The organism is Type-F symbiont of Plautia stali (genome assembly GCF_059731105.1).
The window spans coordinates 860734-884065 of sequence record NZ_AP035909.1; the positions used below are offsets into that span (position 1 = coordinate 860734).

Below are 23332 nucleotides of genomic sequence, written 5' to 3' on the forward strand. Positions count from 1 at the left end.
ATGATGTCGGCCTCTGAAACAGAGCTGGCTCAGGAAGCATAAGTTCAGCAACCCGGTGCGGCCATCACACCGGCCTGAACCCTACGCCGCCTCGCTGGTGCGCGACGCAGGCTGAGGCGCTTTCTCCGCCACCGGCACCGCCAGTGCATCTGCCTCAAACTCATCCACGTTGATGGAGCGCAGACGGCTGGCTTCAGCACGCTGCAACACCTCTGCTTCCTTCGCATCGATCCAGCCCTGCTCCAGCGCACGCTTCGCCAGCGCATCCAGACGGGTGAAGGAGAGATGCTGCTTTGTCTGTTTGCACAGGCGGTCATAAATCACTTCGGCTGCCATCACCTCCTGCAGCGCCTGTTCCATCTGACCGGCGGGGTTATTCTCGCCCGGCGTCAGATAGATGCCCCGGCCCAGACGGCTGCGGGTCGCTGACGGCTGTTGCAGCAGTTTTGCCAGCTGGTGATCCAGACGATCAGACGGGGCAGGGCAGTGATGTCCGCCCGCAAAGATAGCCATGCGCAGGGCACCCGCAACCAGCCGGTTCGGGAAGTTGCGCAGCAGATCGTCCATCGCGACCTCCGCCTGATGCAGGGCATCCTGCACGCCCCAGTGAACCAGCGGCAGATCGGCTTCATTACGGCCTTCATCGTCATAGCGTTTCAGGGTGGCTGAGGCAAGATAGAGCTGGCTCAGCACATCGCCCAGGCGCGCCGAGATGCGCTCGCGGCGTTTCAGACTGCCGCCCAGTACCGCCATCGACACATCTGAGAGCAACGCCAGGTTGGCACTGATGCGGTTCAGATGCTGATAGTAGCGACGGGTGGCATCGCGGGTCGGGCTGGCGCTGGTGCGTCCGGCGGTGAATCCCAGCCACAGGCTGCGCACGGTGCTGCTGCCGACGTGGCCGATGTGACTGAACAGGGCATCATCGAAGGCATTAACATCGTTGCTGGCGGCGGCGGCCATCTCCTGCAGAACATACGGATGGCAGCGGATCGCCCCCTGACCAAAGATAATCATGCTGCGGGTCAGGATATTCGCGCCTTCCACCGTGATGGCGATGGGCGCACCCTGATAGGCGCGTGCCAGGAAATTACTGTTACCCAGCATAATGCCTTTGCCGCCGGCAATGTCCATGGCGTCAATAATGGCGCGCTGGCCGCGGTGGGTGCAGTGATATTTCACAATCGCCGACAGCACCGCCGGTTTTTCACCCTGCATAATCCCGGCGGTAATCAGCGTGGCCGCAGCGTCCATCACATAGGCGTTACCGGCAATGCGCGCCAGCGGCTCTTCAATCCCTTCCATCTTACCGATAGAGAGCCGGAACTGACGACGGATGCGCGCGTAAGCGCCGGTTGCCAGCGCCACACTCTTCAGGCTGCCGGTTGAGTTGGAGGGCAGCGTAATGCCACGGCCCACCGACAGACACTCCACCAGCATCCGCCAGCCCTGTCCGGCCATTTCCGGGCCACCGATGATAAAGTCAATCGGCACAAAGATATCCTTGCCGCGCGTCGGCCCGTTCTGGAACGGCACGTTGAGCGGAAAGTGGCGATGACCAATCTCCACGCCCGGCGTGCTGGTCGGGATCAGGGCACAGGTGATGCCCGGGCTGGCGTTATCGCCCAGCAGATGATCCGGGTCAGTCAGTTTAAAGGCCAGGCCGAGCACGGTCGCGATCGGGGCCAGGGTGATGTAACGCTTGTTCCAGGTCAGCCGCATGCCCAGCACCTGCTCACCCTGCCACTCACCCATGCAGACCACACCGGTATCCGGGATCGCCCCCGCATCTGACCCCGCTTCCGGACTGGTCAGCGCAAAGCAGGGGATCTCTTCACCGCGCGCCAGTCGCGGCAGATAGTGGTTTTTCTGCGCTTCGGTACCGTAATGCTGCAGCAGTTCGCCCGGACCCAGTGAATTGGGTACACCCACCGTGATCGCCAGAATCCCGGAGACGCCCGCCAGTTTCTGCAGAACACAGGCCTGCGCATAGGCGGAGAAGGCCAGTCCGCCATACTCTTTTTTAATGATCATCGCGAAGAAACGATGCTCTTTCAGGTAGGCCCAGAGTTCCGGCGGCAGGTCGGCCATCTCATGGGTAATCCGGAAATCGTTCGCCAGGCGGCACGCCTCTTCAACCGGGCCGTCAAGAAAAGCCTGCTCTTCCGGCGTCAGGCGTGGCTGCGGGTAGTTATGCAGCTTCTGCCAGTCCGGCTTGCCCTGAAACAGATCGCCTTCCCACCAGGTGGTGCCCGCATCAATCGCTTCTTTCTCGGTGCGGGACATCGGCGGCATCACCTGCTGGAAGCGCTGTAACATCGGCTGTGAAAAGAGTCTGCGACGCAGCGACGGCAGGTTGAACGGCAGCAGCAGGATCGCCAGCGGCAGCAGGAGCCACGGCGTCCAGAGATGCGCGACCGCCATCGCGGCGGTCCACAGCAGCAGGATCGCGCTGGCGGTCCGCAGCGACAGGCGGTGATAGAAGAGGGCGCCAATCAGCGCCACCGTGGCAAGTATCGAAACAACCATCATAGTGAACCACTCCGCAAGTAGTAAGAGGTCTGACCTGTTATGTAGAGAGGTTTAGAGCAGCCGGGCGGATTTATCAATTTGTTTACATCGCAATTACAACCTGCCTCACAAAAACGGATTTTTGCCGTTTTACTCGACAACCGGTGTCGGAATCCACACCGCTACCGCCGGGTCAGGCGTGGCATGAAGCTTTGCGCTGACCGGCCATTCCGTTAAACTTGCTGCGATTAACCTCTTCTTATAAAGGACATCCCTATGTACCAGGACATCATCCGCTCTGAGCTTAATGAAGCTGCTGATACGCTGAATAAATTCCTCAGCGATGACGCCAATATTCATGCGATCCAACGTGCTGCGGTGCTGCTGGCTGACAGCTTCAAGGCGGGTGGCAAGGTGCTTTCCTGCGGTAACGGCGGCTCCCATTGTGATGCGATGCATTTCGCCGAAGAGCTGACCGGCCGCTATCGTGAAAATCGTCCTGGCTATCCGGCGATTGCCATCTCTGACGTCAGCCATCTCTCCTGCGTCAGTAATGACTTTGGCTACGACTACGTCTTCTCACGCTATGTGGAAGCGGTAGGGCGTCCGGGTGACGTGCTGCTGGGCCTCTCAACGTCGGGCAACTCTGCCAATATCATTAAAGCGGTTGAAGCCGCCCGTGCGCAGGGGATGAAAGTGATCACCCTGACCGGCAAAGATGGCGGTAAGATGGCAGGCAGTGCCGATATTGAGATCCGGGTGCCACACTTTGGTTATGCCGATCGCATTCAGGAGATCCACATTAAGGTGATCCACATCCTGATGCTGCTGGTCGAAAAAGAGATGGTGAAGTAACTGCGCTGGCCTCCTGTCTGACGGGGGGCCGCTTAATCAGAGGCGGTGGCTATGTGCGAATTGCTCGGGATGAGCGCCAATGTTCCCACGGATATCTGTTTCAGCTTTACCGGACTGGTTCAGCGGGGCGGGGGAACCGGGCCTCATAAAGATGGCTGGGGCATTACCTTTTACGAAGATAAAGGCTGCCGTACGTTTAAAGATCCGCTGCCGAGCTTTAACTCTCCGATTGCGCGTCTGGTGCAGGAGTACCCGATCAAATCGCATTCGGTGGTGGCGCACATCCGTCAGGCAAATCGCGGGCAGGTGTCGCTGGAGAATACCCATCCGTTCACCCGCGAGCTGTGGGGCCGCAACTGGACCTATGCGCACAACGGGCAGCTGAAGGGCTATAAGCAGCTGGAGACCGGCACATTCCGGCCGGTGGGGGAAACGGACAGTGAGAAGGCGTTCTGCTGGATCCTGCATCAGCTGGCGACACGCTATCCGCGCACGCCGGGCAACTGGCCGGCGGTGTTCCGCTTCATTGGCGAGCTGGCCACCGCGCTGCGGCAGAAGGGGGTATTTAACATGCTGCTGTCAGACGGACGTTATCTGATGGCCTTCTGCTCGACCAACCTTTTCTGGATCACCCGTCGCGCCCCGTTTGGCCGGGCGCAGCTGCTCGATCAGGATGTGGAAGTTGATTTTCAGCAGCACACCACGCCGCATGACGTGGTGACGGTGATTGCAACGCAGCCTCTGACGGCCAATGAAACCTGGCAGCGGATTGCGCCAGGTGAATGGGCGTTATTCTGCCTTGGAGAGCGCCAGGAATGAACGGGAAGCGGCTTCGGGACTGGCTAAAACCGGTGCCGGGCTGCTGTTCATCACATATTTCCCGCTGGCGACATTGACCATCGGCGGCTGGTGATACTTCGCAAAGTAAGCGTATCCCGGCTGCAGCTGCTGCCAGAAGCTGGCATAGGTGGAGTAGCGGTGACGCTGCATGTTGCTGTCGGTCATGCGGAACGGATAGATGCTGATGCTGACATCCTGCTGGCCGTTTCGCAGCGCGGCATTCACATAGGTAAAAATCTCATCCATATAGGCATTGGTCATGGCATAGCAGCCAATCGACTTACAGTCGCCATGGATCATCAGGTAGTTACCGCTGTAACCCTGATTGCGATCGTACTGATTCGGGAAGCCGATGTTGATGGCGCGATAAAAGCGGCTGTCGGGCTTCAGCTGATTCAGCTTCACGTTGTAAAAACCTTCCGGGCTTTTGAAATCGCCTTCACGGCGTTTCGGGCCGAGGCCGCCAGAAAAGTTGCAGATGCGGTAGGTATCCAGCAGGCGATATTCGTTACCGATTTTGCCGTAGAGTTCGAGCGTGCGTTCTTCCTTGAAGATCTGGATGTAGACCGGCGTGCCGAGTAACTGCTTCTTTAATTCTTTGCTGACCGGTGCCGCTGACTGAACGGGTTCGGGTGTCATTGCCATGCTGAGGGCTGGCAGTAAAATCATCGCAAACAGGAGTGCGATTTTGCCCATGCTGTGTATACCTTGAGGTGAAGAGAACATGACACAAATTTTGCGTCTTTGTTGGCATTATCGGAACTATCCGCTACCGCAGCGCAACATTAAACATTGTCTGTTTTTTTAGCAAGACGGCGTCGGCCAAATTCGCGATTTACTGAAGGTTATTCGGCCAGAAATTTGTAAACTTTATTCGCCCGGGCAACAAATATTGCAGTTACCCCTGTCAGCTGTATACTTATCCAGTGCCGGAGGGGGGTATGCGTAAAATCATTCATGTCGATATGGACTGCTTCTATGCCGCAGTGGAGATGCGTGATAATCCCCAGCTGCGCGACATCCCGATCGCCATCGGTGGCAGCCGCGAACGTCGCGGGGTCATCAGCACCGCCAACTACCCGGCCCGCAAATTTGGTGTGCGCAGCGCAATGCCGACCGGCATGGCCCTGAAGCTATGCCCGCATCTGCGCCTTCTGCCAGGGCGTTTCGACGCCTATAAGGAAGCCTCCGCGCAGATCCGCGAAATCTTTTCCCGCTATACCCCGCTGATTGAACCGCTCTCGCTGGATGAAGCCTATCTGGATGTGACCGACAGCCCGCACTGCCACGGCTCGGCCACGCTGATGGCGCAGGCGATCCGCGCCACGATTTACCGTGAAACCGGGCTGACCGCCTCGGCCGGCATCGCCCCGATCAAGTTTCTGGCCAAGATCGCCTCCGACCTGAATAAGCCGGACGGGCAGTGTGTTATCACCCCGGCAGAGATGCCTGACTTTTTACTGACGCTGCCGCTGGCGAAGATCCCCGGCGTAGGCAAAGTCTCTGCAAAGAAGCTCGAAGAGATGGGGCTGGTGACCTGTGGCGACGTGCAGAAGGCCGATTTAGCGCAGCTGCTGAAGCGCTTTGGCAAGTTTGGCCGGGTGGTGTGGGAGCGCAGCCACGGCATTGATGAGCGCGGCGTGATCGTTGAGCGCGAGCGTAAATCGCTGGGGGTCGAACGTACGCTGGCGGAAGATATCAGCGACTGGGAGGCCTGCCTGGAGATCATCGATTTTCTCTATGCCGAACTCGACCGCCGGCTGACGCAGATCCGACCCGACAGACAGGTGGCGCGTCAGGGCGTCAAACTGAAGTTCAGTGATTTTCAGCAGACCACCCAGGAGCATATCTGGCCGGTGCTGAATAAAGAGGACATGATCGCCATCGCCCGTAAGACCTGGGATGAGCGCCGCGCCGGGCGTGGTGTGCGGCTGGTGGGACTGCACGTGACGATGGTGGATCCCCAGCTGGAACGTCAGCTCCTGCTGGGTTTATAAGTCAGCCTCACCCGCCGGCAGGGCTGACGCCAGATTATTTCTTATATTTCGCGGCCAGGGTGGCGAACCACGGTGCGACAAAATCCTCATTGCTGCCCCAGCCCGGAATGATTTTGTTCAGCGAGGCGACGTTCACCGCGCCAGGCTGGCTGTTCAGCTGCTGCTGAGAGATTGACGCCGCTTTAAACTGATACGTTGCTGGTGTCTCTTCACCGGCAATCTTCTTCGCCACCAGCCGCATATTGACCGCGCCAATGGTTTTAGGATCGACCGCCACCGTCTGCACCCACGGGCTGTTTTTCTCACGCATCAGCTGCAAATCCTGGTTCGAGACATCGATGCTATAGAGCTTGATCTCGGTCCGGCCATTCTCCTGCAGCGCCTTGTAAGCCCCCTGGCTGAACGCATCCCAGGCTCCCCAGATCGCGTCGATTTTGCCTTTCGGGTATTTCGCCAGAATCGCACCAATCTTGTTGGCGGTGTCGCCCTGCACGTCAGTTGAAACGGCCCCAATCGACTCCAGCTGATGAATGCCCGGATTCTCTTTCAGCAGTTTTTCATACACCACCTGACGGCGCTCCATCGGCGGGAAACCGGCGACCCACAGCTTGACGATATTCGCCTTGCCGTGGAAATCGTTGATCAGCTGGCCCAGCGACAGCTGCGCCAGCGAGGCATCATCCTGAGCGGTAACGGTGACGCCGGGAATCGGGCTCTCCACCGGGGTATCAAACACCGACAGTTTGATGCCTGCATCGGCAATCCGCTTCACCAGCCCGCTGGCGTAGGGCGCCTTTCCGTGCGACAGCACGATGCCGTCATACTTCTGGCTGATCGCCTGATTAACGAAGTCCTGGAAGCGCGCGTCGTCGCCGTTGCTGAGGAAGGTACTGACCTTAAAGCCAAGCTGGCGACCCTGCTGAATGGCACCGGCAACAAACTGGGTGGTGTTGTCATCGGAGCCGAGATTGCGGATCACCGCAATGCGGATGGGGCCGTCATGACCCGCGATGGCCGCAGGCACCGGCGTGACGGTCTCCGCGAAGGCGGCGCTGGCGTTCAGCAGGCTCAGGGCCAGCAGCGAGAGCGTTATTTTTTGCATTGTTATCAACTCCGGTAGACGCGCCTCAGCGGCGCTGGATATAGGTGATCGCCAGTGCTAAAGCCAGCACCAGCCCTTTGATGATGTCCATGGCGTAGTAGGGCACAGAGAGCATGACCAGGCCGTTCTGCAGCACGCCCAGGATCACCGCGCCGACCAGCGTGCCGAGCGCATTCGGCTTACCGGAGCCCGCCAGTGAGAAGCCTATCCACGCCGCCGCGACCGCATCCATCAGGTAGCCGCTGCCGGCATTGACCTGGGATGAACCGATGCGCGAGGCGAGCAGAATGCCGCCCAGGCCCGCCAGCAGGGAGGCGATGACGTAAGCCAGTACCCGGTAGCGGGTGGTGCGGATGCCGGAGAGGCGCGCCGCTTCCGGATTGCCGCCCAGCGCATACATCCGGCGACCATGTTTGGTCAGGGAGAGCGCCAGCTGTGCCGCGACGGTTACCACCAGCATGATGATGACAATGGTCGGCACCTGACCGAGCAGGCCAAACGCCGCCGGAATGGTGCCTTCCGCCATATCACCGCTCGGCAGCACCATGTTCTCGGTGATCGACCCGCCGAAGCTGTAGGTCATCGCCACCCCCTGAATCACGAAGAGGGTCGCCAGCGTCGCCAGCATGTCGGGGATGCGCAGGATCACAATCAGGAAGGCGTTGAACAGCCCGACCAGCGTGCAGAGTGCCAGGGTGATCAGGATTGCGGTAGTGGTGCCAAAGCCGTACCAGACAAACAGTGAAATCACCAGCGCGTTAGCCAGCGAGGCGGTCGAGCCGACCGACAGATCAAAGCCGCCGACGGTCAGGGAGATGGAGACGCCAACAGCAATGACCGTCACAATCGCGATCGAACGCAGAATGTTGATGATGTTATTGGGTTCAAGGAAGCTGTCGGAAGCCAGCCCAAAAGCGGCGATCAGGATCACCACCGTGAGCAGCATGCCCCATTTATAGAGAAAGTCGAATAGCTGGTGATGCCACGGGGTGGCGGTCAGTTTAAGATGGGTCTCTTTGCTGCTCACGCAGGGGTTCCTCCGGTGGAATAGAGCAAAAGCGTCTCTTCGGTGACGTCGTCTGCAGCCAGTTCAGCCACAATGCGTCCATCCCAGAGCACGCAAATCCGGTCGCATAAGCCGACCAGTTCAGAAAATTCACCCGACGCGTAGATAATCCCTTTCCCTTCCCGCGCCAGGCTGTCGATGAGGGTAAACAGTTCGGTTTTGGCTTTGATATCGACGCCTTTGGTCGGCTCATCGAAAATCAGCACGTCGGCGTTATTGCGCAGCCATTTACCGATCGCCACTTTCTGCTGATTGCCGCCCGACAGGCGGCGCAGCGTCTGAGCCGGACCGGTGGTGCGCACCTGCAGCTGCCGGATAATCTGCTCGGCCCAGCGCCACGCCTGACGATGACCAAACAGGCTCCAGCGCGAAAAGCTGTCATCCGCGCTGACGCTGAGGTTCATCGCGACCGACTCATCGATGAAAATGCCCTCTTTGCGCCGCTCCTCCGGCACCAGCGCCATGCGACGGCTGACCGAATCGTGCGGCGAGCGGGGCTGCCACGGCTGACCGTGCAGTTCACCCCGGCTGACGCGACTTTGTGTGGCGCCGAACAGGGCTTTGCAGAGTTCGGTTTTCCCCGCGCCGGCCAGGCCGGCAATCCCCAGAATCTCCCCTTTGTGCAGGCGCAGCGAGATAGCCTGCAGCCGCTGCGCATCGTGAAGTCCCTCTACCGCCATCAGCAGCGGCTGCGCCTGCTGTGGACGACGCGGCGGGAAGATGTCGGTCAGCTGATGACCCAGCATCTTCTCAACAATCTGCTCTCCGCTCAGCGCGGCCATCGGGCCGGTTTCGATCAGGCGGCCGTCGCGCAGCACCGTCAGACGGTCACAGATGGCTTTCAGTTCATGGATGCGGTGAGAGATAAAGACCACGCCGATGCCGCTGGCCTGCAGGCGACGCACCACGGTAAACAGTCGCTCACTTTCATGCTGGTCCAGCGGGGCGGTGGGTTCGTCCAGTATCAGGAAGCGGCAGTGGTGCGACAGCGCCCGCGCTAACAGAATCTGCTGCTTTTCCGCCAGCGTGCAGCGCTCCACCAGCCGGTTAACATCCAGCACCACATCGAGCTGAGCCAGCAGCGCCCGCGCCTGACGGCGGATCTCTCCCCAGCGATAGCGGTGACCCGGCTCGGCCAGACGGTCCAGCAGGATGTTTTCCGCCACGCTGAGCTGCGGCACCAGCGCCACATCCACTTCCTGCTGAACCAGATGAATGCCCAGCTGCTTAGCCTCGCGCGGTGTGCGAATGGAGACCGGCTGGCCATCAAGCAGGATCTCGCCGCTGTAGTGGCTGTGCGCGCCGGACAGGATCGCCATCAGCGTGGATTTGCCCGCTCCGTTCGCACCGGTGAGCGCATGAACCGAATGGCCTTCACTGCGGAAATCCACCGACGATAGCGCGGCAAACCCGCCAAAAGCGATGGAGATGTTACGCATCTCAAGGCAATTTAACCCTGGCATGTGATGACTCTCCTGAAGAATGAGTGGCCGCATTTTTTCCTGAACCTTCAGGCGCGGCAACAGCCGAAAGCGCATAAGCTAGCACGAAATCTTATTAGCCATCCAGACATCCGGACATAATGGCGGCTATAACCAGCGAAGCGCGGGAACATGGCGGAATAGCGGGGGAAAACGAAAAGAAGGCAGCGAATTATGCTGGGGGAAAGTGGCAGGCATAAAAAAACCAGGCCGGAGCCTGGTTCATTTTTCTGACGACCGGATTACTTTTCTGGCACCACATTCAGCAGGGTGGTCAGCAGTTTCCAGTAAAGGCCAACGCTTTCAATATGCACCTGCTCATCAGGCGAGTGCGGCCCGGTGATGGTCGGCCCAATCGACACCATATCCATGTTCGGGTAAGGCTTCTTGAACAGACCACACTCCAGACCGGCGTGGATCACCTGAATGTTCGGCGTCTTGTCGAACAGGGCGATGTAGGTCTGACGGGTCAGCGCCATGATGGCGGAGTCCGCATCCGGCTGCCAGCCAGGGTAGCCGCCTTTCGCTTTGGTCTGCGCACCGGCCAGCTGGCCCAGCGAGGTCAGCATCTGCACCACATAATCGCGGCCCGTGTCGATCAGCGAGCGGATCAGGCAGTTGATCTCGGCGTGATCCTCTTCCATCGTCACCACACCGATATTCAGTGACGTTTCAACCACGCCTTTCGCCACGTCTGAATTGCGGATCACGCCGTTTGGCGTGCTGTTCAGCAGGTTCAGGAAGCGATCGCGGCTGTCAGCGCTCAGGGCGGCACCCTGATGCGCCAGTGGCTCGGTGACCAGGGCAATGTTCGGCTCTTTGATACCGTGCTCGTTCTGGATGGCGCTCAGGAACTGCGCTGCTGCTGATTTCAGCGCATCCGCTTTGTGGCTTTCAACCGCAACGGTGGCAAAGGCTTCGCGCGGAATGGCGTTGCGCAGTGTGCCGCCGGTGAAGGTCAGCAGACGCAGATCCAGTTCAGCCGCGTGGGCCGCCAGGAAGCGCGCCAGCAGCTTGTTGGCATTGCCGAGGCCCATGTGAATATCGGCACCGGAGTGACCGCCACGCAGCCCTTTCAGCGTCAGCTTCAGGGTCTGGAACTCAGCAGGCACGGCCTCACGGGTCAGCGGCAGGGAGGAGACGAAGTCGATCCCGCCCGCGCAGCCCATGTAGATCTCACCTTCCTCTTCAGAGTCGGTGTTGATCAGGATTTCGGCCTGCAGCCAGTTGGGCTGAAGACCGAATGCGCCATCCATGCCGGTCTCTTCGGTCATGGTCAGCAGCACTTCCAGCGGGCCGTGGGTCAGGCTGTTGTCAGCCAGTACCGCCAACGCTGAGGCCATTCCGATGCCGTTATCGGCACCCAGCGTCGTGCCGCGCGCTTTGACCCACTCGCCATCAATCCACGGCTGAATCGGGTCTTTGGTAAAGTCATGCACGGTGTCGTTATTCTTCTGCGGCACCATATCGAGGTGCGCCTGCAGCGCGACCGGGGTCCGGTTTTCCATGCCAGCGGTGGCGGGCTTGCGAATCAGGATGTTGCCGACCTGATCGCGCTCACACCAGAAGCCCTGCTCTTTAGCCCAGCCGGTGATGTAGCTCGCCAGCGCTTCTTCGTGAAAAGAGGGGTGAGGAATAGAGCAGATCTTAGCGAAAATATCCCACAGCGGCTGTGGAGAGAGTTGAGACAATTCAGACACGACAGGTCTCCTGTGTCAGTGTACCGGCGAGGCCGGACATCGCGAGTTTCCAGTGAAAAATCGCCGTCAGAGAATCTGACGAGCCAGGCCCGAGAATATCACTGTTTTTCACCGGGTGCGCTCCCGGACGCGCTAAAAAGCCGCAACCAGCGCGCGGGTGCTGGTTTTTAGCGCGTCAACTCCTTATAATCTCGCGCAACCTTTTCCCCGTTGCACATTTTTAAGCCACTTCGGTTGGCTGGGATTTCTATTCTATGAGCGAAAAATACGTCGTCACCTGGGACATGCTTCAGATTCATGCCCGTAAACTCGCCCAGCGTCTGCTGCCTGTTGAACAGTGGAAAGGCATCATCGCGGTGAGCCGTGGCGGTCTGGTACCGGCTTCGCTGCTGGCACGTGAACTGGGTATCCGCTATGTCGATACCGTCTGCATCTCCAGCTATGACCACGATCATCAGCGTGAAATGAAAGTGCTGAAGCGCGCAGAAGGCGACGGTGAAGGCTTCATCGTGATCGATGACCTGGTGGACACCGGCGGAACGGCGCAGGCGATTCGTGAGATGTACCCGAAAGCGCGTTTCTGCACCATTTTCGCGAAACCGGCCGGTCGTTCACTGGTTGACGATTACATCGTCGATATCCCGCAGGATACCTGGATCGAGCAGCCGTGGGATATGGGCGTGGTCTACATCCCGCCGATTGTAAAAAGCTGATTGCGATACCCTCACGTCACAACGCCCGGTTTTCCGGGCGTTGTGCTTTCTGAGCCTCGCACCCCGAATTGCCGTACAGTACACTTAGCCATCGCCGTTTCTGTTGCAGGAGAAGTGAGAATGACGAGCAAAAACCTTAGCGAGGAGCTGTTCAAACCCCGCTTCAAACATCCTGAAACCTCTTCCCTGGTGCGTCGTCAGCATCATGCCACCCCGGATGTGCACTCCACGCTGGACGGAGAGAGCCAGCGGGGCTGGTATCGGATGCTGAATAAGCTGATGTGGACCTGGCGCGGCCTGACGCCGCAGGAGATCAGCGAAGTGCTGGCTCGTATCGCCATCAGCAAGGTTGAGCATACCGATGAGACGCTGCTCGATACGGTAATCGGTTTTCGCAGCGGCAACTGGCATTTCGAGTGGTGCAGACAGGCGGGGATCTGGCAGCAGAAGGCGCTGGAATCTGGCGACGACAGTGAGGCAGGCGACTTCTGGCTGCATGCGGCGCACCTTTACAGCGTCGCCGCCTATCCCTACATAAAAGGGGATGAGCTGGCCGATCAGGCACAGACGCTGGCCAATCGCGCCTATGAAGAGGCGACGCAGCGCCTGCCCGGTGAACTGAAGACCCTGACCTTCGCCATCGCGGGCGGCAGCCCGGTCACCGGCTTTCTGCACATGCCGCCCGGCGTCGAAGCCCCTTATCCCACCGTGCTGTTCTGCGGCGCGCTCGACTCGTTACAGAGCGATCACTACCGTCTTTTCCATGATTATCTGGCACCTCGCGGCATCGCGATGCTGACCATTGACGTGCCGTCCGTGGGTAACTCGGTGAAATGGACGCTGAATCAGGACACCAGCTTCCTGCATCAGCAGGTGCTGCGTGACCTGACCACTGTGCCCTGGGTCGATCATACGCGTGTGGCGGCGTTTGGTTACCGCTTTGGTGCCAACGTGGCCGTTCGGCTGGCCTATCTTGAATCGCAGCGGCTGCGGGGCGTTGCCTGTCTGGGGCCGATTGTACACGCGCTGCTGACGCAGACGGCGCTGCAGGATAAGATCCCGGATATGTACATGGACATGCTGGCGAGCCGTCTCGGCATGGCCACCGCCTCTGACAGCGCACTGCGCACCGAACTCAATCGCTATTCGCTGAAAACTCAGGGACTGCTGGGACGTCGCACGCCCACGCCGATGCTGTCGGGCTACTGGCAAAACGACCTCTTTAGCCCGGAGGAGGAGAGCAGGCTGATCGCCCGCTCCTCATCGGACGGGAAAGCCCTGCTGATTCCGGTGAAGCCGGTGATGGCCAGTTTCGACAAAGCGCTGAATGAGATTTGCGACTGGCTGGAGAAGCGTTTAAAAAGGTAACTGGCAAAATTTTCACTGTTTGCTACAACTAGTAGCGGAATTTTTCCGGGCTGCCCGGAAATCAGGGCTGTATAGCGGTCAAAACCAATGGAGAATCAGCATGACGTTACCAAGTGGTCATCCCCGCAGTCGCCTGCTTAAGCGTTTTACCGAGCTTGGACCTTATATTCGCGATGGGAAATGTGGCGAAACCCGTTTCTTCTTCGACTGCCTGGCTGCCTGCGTTAATGTGAAACCCGCACCGGAACTGCGTGAGTTCTGGGGCTGGTGGATGGAACTGGAAGCGCAGGCTGACCACTTTACCTATGTCTACCACATCGGCCTGTTCGATAAAGAGGGTGACTGGTCGGTGGCAACCATCAAGGGCAAAGAGAACGCGGCGCGCGTGGAGGAGACCTTACGTAACTTCCATACCCGTCTGAAGGCGATGCTGAAGGAGTTAGATCTGGACCTTATTCCGGCCAGCGACTTCGATGAGAAACCGGTGAAGCTGAGCGCCTGAGTCAGCGGAAAAGGGCGGCCTGACCTCGTCGTCAGCGTGCTGAGAAGCCTGAAGCAGAGTGAAACTGGCCGCGATAACGAAACCTGATGCGCAGGGAACCGGGTCAGAAAAGGAAAGCGTCCCGCGCCAGGGACGGCGCGGGCCGAGCGGCCAGGGATTGGCTTAAGCGACTTTCCGTTCTGACCCGGTTCCCTGAGCGGGCTCGATCTCACCGCAGCCTGAGTCAGATCGTGCAAACAACAAAAGGGCGAGTGAAAACCCGCCCTTTTTTTATGCTGTGATCGGCGTGCCGCCTCCCGGTGCCACAACCGCCACATCAGAACTGGTAAGTCATCCCCACCGCGACGATGTCATCGTTGTTGAGCGACAGCGCGTTGTCATCATCCAGCTGGTTGATTTTGTAATCCACGAAGGCCGACATATTTTTGTTGAAGTAATAGGTCGCACCGACGTCAATATATTTCACCAGATCCACATCGCCGATACCGTTTTCGATATCTTTGCCTTTGGTCTGCACATAGCCAATAGACGGACGCAGGCCGAAATCGAACTGATACTGCGCCACCAGTTCGATGTTCTGCGCTTTGTTGGCTGCGCCCGCAACGGAGGCGCCCGTGTTGCGGTTGGTGCCGCTGATGGGCGTCATGTTGCGGGTGTCGGTGTAGATCGCCGCCAGGTAGACGCTGTTGGCATCATACTTCACGCCTGCGCCCCAGGAGTCGGCACGGTCACCGCCGCCATAGGCGCGCGCCTGCTGCTGGTTGGTACGGTCAGAGGAGGTGATGGCACTCATCAGGCTCACGCCGCTATCACCCAGCGCATAGCCCAGTGAGGCGCCGTAACCGTCGCCGTTCTGACGGTTAATATCGGTGCGGCTGTTGGCGCTGGTGGCGTCGTTTTTGCCCTGATACTGCAGCGCAAATTTCAGTCCATCCACCAGACCAAAGAAGTTGTTATTACGGTAAGTGGCGACGCCGGTGGCGCGCTGAGTCATGAAGTTATCTGAACGGGCCGTGCCGTCACCGCCAAATTCCGGGAATACGTCGGTCCAGGCCTCAACGTCATACAGCACACCGTAGTTGCGGCCATAGTCCACCGAACCGTACTGCGAAAATTTCAGACCGGCAAAACCGAGGCGGGTTTTATTGCCATTGTTGGCGTCGCTGCCTTCGGAATTATTGACGTTGTACTGATATTCCCACTGACCATAACCGGTCATCAGGTCATTAATCTGTGTCTGACCTTTAAAGCCGATACGGGTATAGGACTTGTCACCATCTGCGCTGGCGTTATCGCTGAAGTAATGTTCCGCTTTCACTTTGCCGTATAGGTCCAGCTTGTTGCCATCTTTGTTATAGATTTCGGCAGCCTGCGCGGCAGAAGCCAGCATCAGCGTAGAGAGGAGCATGGCCAGTGTGCTTTTCTTCATTTGCTATCAATCCCAATGTGAGCGCCGTGTGAACGCCGTAAAAAAATGAAAGTTTTTGTAAAGCACCGACTTTTTACCCGTCAGAGATGAACTTTTTATGACGCTTTTCCTGATTTCTTGTTAACGGTGAACTTTTGGTCTACGCCCCTGTCCGCCTAATTTCGTGCTTTTCCCCCGCTGGCTGTTGGCTTCCTTATCGACTCCTGTTAAAACGTCCTTTCGTAAAAATTTTTCACTACGGCAGGAAATATGAGTGGCAGTCAGACCTTAGTGGTCAAGTTGGGTACCAGCGTTCTTACCGGCGGATCGCGCCGGTTAAATCGGGCGCACATGGTGGAACTGGTTCGGCAGTGTGCGCAGCAGCACGCCGCAGGCCACCGCATTGTGATCGTCACCTCCGGCGCAATGGCCGCCGGACGCGAACATCTGGGCTACCCCGAACTGCCGCCGACCATCGCCTCAAAGCAGCTGCTGGCTGCGGTGGGGCAGAGCCGTCTGATTCAGCTGTGGGAACAGCTTTTCTCTATCTACGGTATCCATATCGGCCAGATGCTTCTGACCCGCGCCGACATGGAAGACCGCGAACGCTTCCTCAATGCCCGCGACACGCTGCGTGCGCTGCTGGACAATCACATTGTGCCGGTCATCAACGAGAACGACGCCGTCGCCACCGCGGAAATCAAAGTGGGTGACAACGACAACCTCTCGGCGCTGGCGGCGATGCTTGGCGGAGCCGACAAGCTGCTGCTGCTGACCGATCAGCAGGGACTGTTCACCGCCGATCCGCGCAATAATCCCGACGCTGAGCTGATCAGTGATGTCCATGTGATTGATGACGCGTTACGTTCCTTAGCAGGCGGCAGCGTCTCCGGGCTGGGCACCGGCGGAATGTCAACCAAGCTTCAGGCCGCGGATGTGGCCTGCCGCGCCGGCATCGACGTCATCATCGCGTCAGGCAGCCGCACCGGCGTGATCAGCGATGTGATTGAGGGGAAACCGGTGGGCACGCGCTTCCATGCGCAGCAATCGCCGCTGGAAAACCGCAAGCGCTGGATTTTCGGGGCCCCCCCGGCCGGTGAGCTGACCGTCGATGATGGTGCGCTGGCGGCCATTATCGAACGCGGCAGCTCGCTGCTGCCGAAAGGGATCCGCGCCATCCAGGGAAATTTCTCGCGCGGTGAAGTGATCCGCATTCGCAGCCTGCAGGGCAGGGACATCGCCCATGGGGTTTCACGCTACAACAGCGACGCAATGCGGATGATCGCCGGGCATCACAGCCAGCAGATCAGCGACATTCTGGGTTATGAATATGGCCCGGTGGCGGTTCACCGCGACGACATGATCGTCAGTTAAGGAGCGGACAATGCTTGAAGAGATGGGAAAAGCGGCGCGTGCCGCAGCGTATACCGTGGCCGATCTGTCGACGGCAGAGAAGAACCAGGTGCTGATGACCATTGCCGACTATCTGGAGGCGGAAAGCGCTGAGATTCTGGCGGCTAACGCGCTGGACTTAGCCGATGCGCGTCAGAATGGCATGAGCGCCGCGCTGATGGATCGGCTGACGCTCAATCCGGAGCGGCTGAGCAGCATGGCCAGCGATGTGCGCAAAGTCTGCCAGCTCGCCGATCCGGTTGGCCAGCTCATTGATGGCGGGCAGCTCGACAGCGGGTTGCGCATCGAACGTCGTCGTGTGCCGCTGGGTGTGGTAGCCGTGATTTATGAGGCGCGGCCAAACGTCACCGTGGATGTTGCCAGCCTTTGCCTGAAAACCGGTAACGCCGCGATTCTGCGCGGCGGAAAAGAGACCTGGCGCACCAATGCGGCCACCGTGCGGGTGATCCAGAAGGCGCTGCAACAGCACGGACTACCGGCGGCAATTGTCCAGGCCATTGAGAACCCCGATCGTGAACTGGTGAATCAGCTGCTGAAGCTGGATCGTTACGTCGATATGCTGATCCCGCGCGGCGGAGCTGGCCTGCACAAGCTGTGCCGGGAAAACTCCACCATTCCGGTGATCACCGGCGGCATCGGCGTCTGCCATATCTACATTGATGAGACGATGGCGATCGAACCGGCGCTTGATCTGATCGTCAACGCCAAGAAACAGCGTCCCAGCGCCTGTAACTCGCTGGAGACCCTGCTGGTGGATCAGGCTATGGCCGATCGTTTCCTGCCCGCTTTCAGCGCGCGTATGGCGCAGGAGGCGATCGCGCTGCATGCTGACAGCAACGTGCTGACGCAGCTGCAGCAGGGGCCGGCATCGGTCTCGCTGGTCAATCCGCAGCAGTATGACGACGAGTGGCTGTCGCTGGATCTCAACGTCCGGTTAGTGGCGAATATGGATGAGGCGATTGATCACATTCGCACGCACGGCACGCAGCACTCGGATGCCATTCTGACCCGCGACACCCGCAAAGCAATGCGCTTTGTACGCCAGGTTGACTCGTCAGCCGTCTATGTCAACGCCAGCACCCGCTTCACCGATGGCGGGCAGTTCGGTCTGGGAGCTGAAGTGGCGGTGAGTACGCAGAAACTGCATGCGCGCGGTCCGATGGGATTAGAGGCGCTGACCACCTATAAATGGATAGCCTGGGGCGACGATACGCTCCGCTCATAATTGCGATAATTTTTAACAAAACGGGAGTCTTTCACAGGCTCCCGTTTTTTTTAGCGTCTCTTTTTCGGGCCAGTGAAAGATAGGATTTTCTGCGCTTCAGTTTCAATTCCGTTCCGGTCACCTCATCGCAGGCCAGATTGCTGGCTGAATTTCACGCAATTTCTTACGGAACATTCCTGAAACACAAGGCGCTATGCGGCCTGAGGCAATATTTTTTGTCCCGTCGCAGGCTGAGGCGGATAATGATAATCAGGAACGCTTGATAAAGCGGTTAGGTAGTAAACGAGCGGTAATATAAAATGAACTGGTAGCAATAATGAAAATAACATCCAGTATCTCTTCTATGGCTGATTATTAACTAATGGTTAAAAAAGAAAGTACAAAACAAGCTTTCACCGCCAGGCTGATAGCGGCCTGTGAGAGTGCCGGCATTGCCGGACATGGACGGAACAAACAGGTTGCCAGCGCCCTGCAGAAGCAGGGCTGTAAAATTTCAACGCCGGGAGTGTGGAAGTGGTTTAACGCGCAGTCAGTGCCTGATGATGGCAACTTACTGGCGCTCAGCGAGCTGCTGGGCGTCCGGGTGGAGTGGCTGCAATATGGGATGGATCAACCCGCAGAGCCGGTGACGCTGAACACGTTTGCCGCACGGAAAAATGTGTTCCGGGTGGACAGTCTGGACATTGGTCAGCGCAGCGCGGCGGGCCTGCCCGCGCGGGACGAGTTTGTCGAAACCATCCAGGCGATTGAATATGGTCCGGATGAGGCGCGGGTGCTGTTCAACGGTCGCCCGGCGGAAAACATCCGGTTAATCGCGATTAACAGCGACTCGATGGCGGACACCTTTGCGCCGCGCGATCAGCTGTTTGTCGATATCAGCGTGCGGATGTTTGATGGCGACGGCATCTACATCTTTACCCTTGATGAGCAGCTCTACCTCAAGCGTCTGCAACTTCAGCATAAGAAAATTGCTGTAATATCAGACAATAAACGTTATGAGACCTGGTATCTCAATCATGATGACGTCACCAGCCTGAAGGTTCTGGCAAAAGTGATCATGAGCCAGGCGCGACAGTATCAAATCCTCGGCTGAGCCCGCCTTTATGGCGTTTCTCAGGCGGGCCGCAAAAAAATAATCGGCATAAATTCATAAATTTAACCAGCGGTAAATAAAAAATTAACCAACAGTGTTTGATAATGCATAAGAACCTGTTAATAATTTGGATATGGATGAACAACGCCGTTCTTTCAGGGATGAGCCGCTCTTAAACAATTGAGGCGCTGCACAAGCGCGAATCATACCACCCAAAAGTCAGTGAACTTTGGGATGGGGTGGATGCGCAAAATGCAGCGTCGTCAGATGCCGTTTATTTCCCCTTCGCTTACTTTCCACCTGGCTGCTTACGCAGCCGGGGGGCGAGCGTGCGATCGTGAATCGCGACATTCGGGCCCGTTCGGTTCGCCGAAAGCTCGCGCCTGCCACCCCATCGCCAAAGACTCATTCACAGGAGGAGTTATGGCGATAATTCACTATGGCAAAAGCGTTTTTGTGGGCAACGCACGTACTCGTCGCCATCGGCGGCGCCAACCTCTCAGCAGCCTGAAACAGAGTATCGACCAGGCCCTGAACTCTCCAGCTGAAACACCTGCCCTGCGGCGCGCAGAACAAATCTGCCAGCGTCAGGTTATCCCGCGCGTGGATCGCGCGATTACTGCACCCCGCATCATCAGCAAAGAGACTCCCGCTTTCGACAACTGCTGTCTGCCTCACGTCCATCTCTACGCCGTGAGCTGAAGCGCAAAAAAACACACCTTTTCGTTCCGGATAACGCTTTGCGTTCTCCAGCTTTCGCTGGGCGTAATCTGCTGAATTACTGTTCAGTTTTGCTGCAGGGTGAGCAGGGCATTCTGCTGCGCCGGACAGGGTAATGATCAGTGGGCGTTATGTATTTCTGTTCACAGGGCTGAATGGGTTTAACCCGTCATTGAGGAGTCGTTATGAGCCAGATAATCGCAGTACTGAACTTTGAAGAAGGGTATGTCGACGCGCCTTACCTCGACACGCTGGGGTTCCCCACGGTAGCCGGTGGCATCCGCATCGGACCCAAGGGCGCCTCGCTGAACAACTATGCGTTCCGGGTGCCACGGCGCGTCGGAGATGTCTGGAAGCAGTGCATTCTCGAAAACAAAATTCAGGAGATGCAGAGCCGGGAACTGCTGCGTAACGCGCTGGCAAAGTGCAATGACGCCCGCACCGATGTGTTGCTGAGCATGGCGTATCAGCTGGGCGTCGACGGGGTCATGCAGTTTAAAAACATGCTCAGCGCCATTGTGGCTGAGAAGTTTGATGAGGCGGCGGACGCGATGATGAACAGCCTGTGGGCCCGTCAGACACCGGGCCGGGCCAGACGTCACGCCGAGATGATGCGCAGCGGAACCTATGCGGTTTACAGGGGGTTGCTATGAGATGGCTCATGTTTCTGGTCGCCGTGCTGACGGCGATCATCATCCTGCTGCTGTTGCAGCGTTTCACCACCCTCCAGTTTGTCTCGCACGCCCGCCTGCTCTTCAGAACCTGGTCAGTCTGGCTGGCGTCGCTGGGATCGATGCTCAGCGCCTGGGCGCAATCCTTTCCTTCTGCCGCCGTTGATGCCTGGAGCGTGCTGCCGGAGGACGTCAAAACGATTCTGCCGCACAACTATCTGGGGCTGGTCGGCGCCTTCATGGTGGCGATGGGCGTCATCGCCCAGTTTGTTCGTCAGAAAAACCTGCTGAACGAGAAGCAGAAGGCCGGAGGAACGCAGCCATGACGCTGATTACAACATTACTGGGCGGCGGCTGGCACTGGCTTGCCGCGCTGGCCGCCGTGATTGCGGCCCTTGGGGCCACTTATTTTGGTGGCAGGAAAGTGGGCAAAGTGCAGCAAAAAGCGCGGAACGACGTCGATAACGCGCAACAGGAGGCGGCCCGCGTGACTGCGGTGGCGCAACAGCAACAACATAACCGCGAGGAGGCTAACCGTGTGGCGACTGATAACCACAGCCTTGATGACGCTGCTGCTCGCGACAAGCTGCAGCAGTCGAAATACCACAAACCCTGAGCCGGTGGCGATCACCGACTCTGCCTGCGTTCTTTTTTCCCCTCTTTATACCTACGGCGATGACGCGCAAAAAATGGACGTTCGTACGGTGCGCGCCATCAACACCCACAACGACATGTGGGACACCCTTTGCGGCCATCCGGCTGCGGCGAAGTAGTGCGCTGATGGTCAGCGCGATATCCCGGTAATCCTGAGGAGGATTCTATGATCGAAGTTAACTCTTTTGCTGAACTGCGTACCACAGTCCCATCAAAATCAGGTGAAGTGGCGAGCCTGAAACGCTATTACGACAAAGATTCCAGCTTCCGTGGCGGCGCTGATTTTGTCGGCTTCCTCAGCACCACCCCGCTGAAGGATGATGGGGGTACGGTGGCGGTGGGGAACGGTTTCTACTGGAAGCGCACCATCAACGATCCCACTGAAGTGAATATTCTGCACTTCGGCGCGAAAGGGGATGGTGTCACCGATGATACCGACGCCTTTATGCGGATGCTGGCATGGACACAGAGCTATAACACCTACGTGAAATCGCTGCCGGTGCGTTTTCCGGGTGGCCGCTTCCTGATTTCACCCATCGATCTCAGCGCGACGGAGACGGCGTTTTTTGGTATCCAGGGAGATGACAGCGATCTCGGATCGTCACCGCGGACCACCATCATTTCCAACAAAAGCGCCAATACGGTGTTTAAGGTTAATGCGCGCCGGATCGTTATCAAAGGCATCTGCTGGCATGGACAGGCTAATGCCGGAACCGTCGACACCACTGCCAAAGTCACCGTCACGCCAGAGCAGTGCAGCAACGTTCAGCCGTTCTTTGAAAACACGATTGTGGGCGGCCAGATCGTCAATATCTTCTGCTTCAAGGCGCAAAGCACCGGCGGAACCGTCTTTAAGCTGCAGGATACGCTCGACAGCAAGTTTGATCAGATCTACAGCTCAAGCACCTTCTCACGCGTGTTTGATGTTGGCTGGTCAAACACACCGAAGGGGAACTGGGACCACTCAACTGCGATTGAGTTGTGCAACGCCAACTTCCAGTCGGGCTATGGCGACGCCACGCTCTATATGCCGCGCGTGACTCAGGGGATCATGCGCAACGTCTGGATTGAGCACACCACCAACCCGGGGGATCTGTCGGACGGCGGCTGGACCATCGATACGCTCAACATTGAAGATTGCGGCACGCCGCTCAATCTCAACAATGCCCGCGTCCTGATGCGTCATATCAACCTGCAGGCCGGGGCGAAAATCACCAATGACGTGGCCGGCAATAAGTGGCTGTCGACCTTTGAATATGGCTATCGTCGGGATGAAAACTACGGCTCCTTCCTGACCGGTTCGCTGCGCGCTGGCTATTACAGCGGCTATAAAGTGGTGAACAACACCGACACCGATAACTGGTATCGGCTGGGTCAGCTCTATTTCCCGGCGCCTAACCAGCAGTGGGTGATGGAGTTAATCGGGAAAGCGGACGCCACCACGCCCTCCGGCACCGCCGGTTCGCCGGTTAACGTCGTCGGTACGGGTAAGACGCTGATCAACCTGCAGCGTCTGGAGACGGTCTGGGCCGATGCGTACCACATGGGGCAGCCGTCGGTGCTGGACATCCGCTATGGCCGGGTAGGGACCACCTATGCCGTTATCTGGGTCAAGCTGAAAGCCAACAGCGGCGAGACGATGTTCAACCTGAAGACCACCGGGCCGACCCGTTTCGACACCGGCTCCTGCTCGCTGTTCCAGTCCGACATGTCCGTGGTGACAGACGTCACCAAAGTCGGCTCCCTGAAACCCGCGGCACGCTTCGGCATGCACAACGGACTGGCGGGCATCGGGGCCAACGAAAAAGGCGTGGTTACACTCGCTACCGCAGCGGGAACACCCGCCAACAAGACCGCGCCAACGGGGTTTGTGCTGATCAATATCAACGGCGTTGACCGCAAGGTCCCTTACTACGATTGATGATCGGCATGTTTTGGGCGAGGCTCCGGCCTCGCCCTTTTTTTGATCGGCCGTCAGAAACCGTAACGGCACCCCGGCGATACTGACAGCGC

21 protein-coding genes are annotated in these 23332 nt (G+C 58.2%); 14 read left to right on the forward strand and 7 right to left on the reverse strand.

Translation table 11 applies throughout. The features are described 5' to 3' along the window. Positions 1–81 precede the first annotated feature (81 nt). The gene (gene fadE, locus AC6I7A_RS03895) at positions 82–2532 is read right to left on the reverse strand and encodes an acyl-CoA dehydrogenase FadE (RefSeq protein ID WP_058956395.1); all 2451 of its coding nucleotides are present in this window, start codon (positions 2530–2532) and stop codon (positions 82–84) included. A 255-nt stretch (positions 2533–2787) separates the two neighbouring features. Between fadE and lpcA the strand changes: the two genes are divergently transcribed. Beyond that, on the forward strand, positions 2788–3366 hold the full coding sequence (lpcA, locus tag AC6I7A_RS03900) for a D-sedoheptulose 7-phosphate isomerase (RefSeq protein ID WP_009091904.1): 579 nt from the start codon (positions 2788–2790) through the stop codon (positions 3364–3366). 51 nt (positions 3367–3417) lie between these two features. Continuing rightward, positions 3418–4185 carry a class II glutamine amidotransferase gene (locus AC6I7A_RS03905; protein ID WP_009091903.1) on the forward strand — a complete coding sequence of 256 codons (768 nt, stop codon included), beginning with the start codon at positions 3418–3420 and terminating at the stop codon, positions 4183–4185. Here the strand turns inward: AC6I7A_RS03905 and dpaA are convergent. Beyond that, positions 4156–4902: a peptidoglycan meso-diaminopimelic acid protein amidase gene (gene dpaA / locus AC6I7A_RS03910; RefSeq protein ID WP_046101303.1), complete on the reverse strand. Its 747-nt coding sequence runs from the start codon at positions 4900–4902 to the stop codon at positions 4156–4158. The genes AC6I7A_RS03905 and dpaA overlap by 30 nt on opposite strands. A 245-nt stretch (positions 4903–5147) precedes the next feature. On the opposite strand from dpaA, the gene dinB reads away from it, so the two are divergent. After that, a complete protein-coding gene (dinB, locus tag AC6I7A_RS03915; RefSeq protein ID WP_058956394.1) occupies positions 5148–6203 on the forward strand; it encodes a DNA polymerase IV in 1056 nt (351 codons plus the stop codon). Between the two features lie 34 nt (positions 6204–6237). On the opposite strand, the gene AC6I7A_RS03920 is transcribed toward dinB, so the two are convergent. The 4 genes from AC6I7A_RS03920 to pepD all read right to left on the reverse strand — a co-directional run bounded on the left by AC6I7A_RS03920 (position 6238) and on the right by pepD (position 11552). Continuing rightward, the gene (locus AC6I7A_RS03920; RefSeq protein WP_046101305.1) at positions 6238–7305 is read right to left on the reverse strand and encodes a sugar ABC transporter substrate-binding protein; all 1068 of its coding nucleotides are present in this window, start codon (positions 7303–7305) and stop codon (positions 6238–6240) included. A gap of 25 nt (positions 7306–7330) precedes the next feature. Then, positions 7331–8332, reverse strand: coding sequence for an ABC transporter permease (locus tag AC6I7A_RS03925; RefSeq protein ID WP_009091899.1), 1002 nt, complete (start codon positions 8330–8332; stop codon positions 7331–7333). Then, entirely contained in the window at positions 8329–9834 is a 1506-nt protein-coding gene (locus AC6I7A_RS03930; protein WP_058956417.1) for a sugar ABC transporter ATP-binding protein, read from the reverse strand. Before AC6I7A_RS03930 ends, AC6I7A_RS03925 begins: the two co-directional genes overlap by 4 nt. A 260-nt stretch (positions 9835–10094) precedes the next feature. Beyond that, positions 10095–11552: a beta-Ala-His dipeptidase gene (pepD, locus tag AC6I7A_RS03935; protein WP_009091896.1), complete on the reverse strand. Its 1458-nt coding sequence runs from the start codon at positions 11550–11552 to the stop codon at positions 10095–10097. 254 nt (positions 11553–11806) lie between these two features. Between pepD and gpt the strand changes: the two genes are divergently transcribed. From gpt to crl, 3 genes are all read left to right on the forward strand, one after another. Continuing rightward, entirely contained in the window at positions 11807–12265 is a 459-nt protein-coding gene (gene gpt, locus AC6I7A_RS03940; protein WP_009091894.1) for a xanthine phosphoribosyltransferase, read from the forward strand. Between the two features lie 120 nt (positions 12266–12385). Continuing rightward, complete coding sequence (frsA, locus tag AC6I7A_RS03945; RefSeq protein ID WP_058956393.1) at positions 12386–13633, forward strand: esterase FrsA; 1248 nt, start codon at positions 12386–12388, stop codon at positions 13631–13633. 100 nt (positions 13634–13733) lie between these two features. Further along, complete coding sequence (gene crl / locus AC6I7A_RS03950; protein WP_058956392.1) at positions 13734–14135, forward strand: sigma factor-binding protein Crl; 402 nt, start codon at positions 13734–13736, stop codon at positions 14133–14135. 316 nt (positions 14136–14451) lie between these two features. On the opposite strand, the gene ompC is transcribed toward crl, so the two are convergent. After that, positions 14452–15564 carry a porin OmpC gene (ompC, locus tag AC6I7A_RS03955; protein ID WP_009091888.1) on the reverse strand — a complete coding sequence of 371 codons (1113 nt, stop codon included), beginning with the start codon at positions 15562–15564 and terminating at the stop codon, positions 14452–14454. A 249-nt stretch (positions 15565–15813) separates the two neighbouring features. Between ompC and proB the strand changes: the two genes are divergently transcribed. The 8 genes from proB to AC6I7A_RS03995 all read left to right on the forward strand — a co-directional run bounded on the left by proB (position 15814) and on the right by AC6I7A_RS03995 (position 23240). After that, positions 15814–16917, forward strand: a complete 1104-nt coding sequence (gene proB / locus AC6I7A_RS03960; protein WP_009091886.1) for a glutamate 5-kinase — start codon at positions 15814–15816, stop codon at positions 16915–16917. Positions 16918–16927: 10 nt separating this feature from the next. Next, positions 16928–18181, forward strand: a complete 1254-nt coding sequence (gene proA / locus AC6I7A_RS03965) for a glutamate-5-semialdehyde dehydrogenase (protein ID WP_058956391.1) — start codon at positions 16928–16930, stop codon at positions 18179–18181. A 361-nt stretch (positions 18182–18542) separates the two neighbouring features. Next, positions 18543–19274: a S24 family peptidase gene (locus AC6I7A_RS03970; protein ID WP_009091882.1), complete on the forward strand. Its 732-nt coding sequence runs from the start codon at positions 18543–18545 to the stop codon at positions 19272–19274. 423 nt (positions 19275–19697) lie between these two features. Beyond that, the gene (locus AC6I7A_RS03975) at positions 19698–19976 is read left to right on the forward strand and encodes a transcriptional antitermination N peptide (RefSeq protein ID WP_058956390.1); all 279 of its coding nucleotides are present in this window, start codon (positions 19698–19700) and stop codon (positions 19974–19976) included. A gap of 203 nt (positions 19977–20179) precedes the next feature. Next, on the forward strand, positions 20180–20647 hold the full coding sequence (locus tag AC6I7A_RS03980; protein WP_009091877.1) for a glycoside hydrolase family protein: 468 nt from the start codon (positions 20180–20182) through the stop codon (positions 20645–20647). Next, positions 20644–20991 carry a DUF7940 domain-containing protein gene (locus tag AC6I7A_RS03985; RefSeq protein WP_046101313.1) on the forward strand — a complete coding sequence of 116 codons (348 nt, stop codon included), beginning with the start codon at positions 20644–20646 and terminating at the stop codon, positions 20989–20991. Before AC6I7A_RS03980 ends, AC6I7A_RS03985 begins: the two co-directional genes overlap by 4 nt. Beyond that, a complete protein-coding gene (locus AC6I7A_RS03990) occupies positions 20988–21281 on the forward strand; it encodes a hypothetical protein (protein WP_009091873.1) in 294 nt (97 codons plus the stop codon). The genes AC6I7A_RS03985 and AC6I7A_RS03990 overlap by 4 nt, the downstream gene beginning before the upstream one ends. 204 nt (positions 21282–21485) lie before the next feature. Continuing rightward, entirely contained in the window at positions 21486–23240 is a 1755-nt protein-coding gene (locus AC6I7A_RS03995; protein WP_058956389.1) for a putative phage tail protein, read from the forward strand. Positions 23241–23332 lie beyond the last annotated feature (92 nt).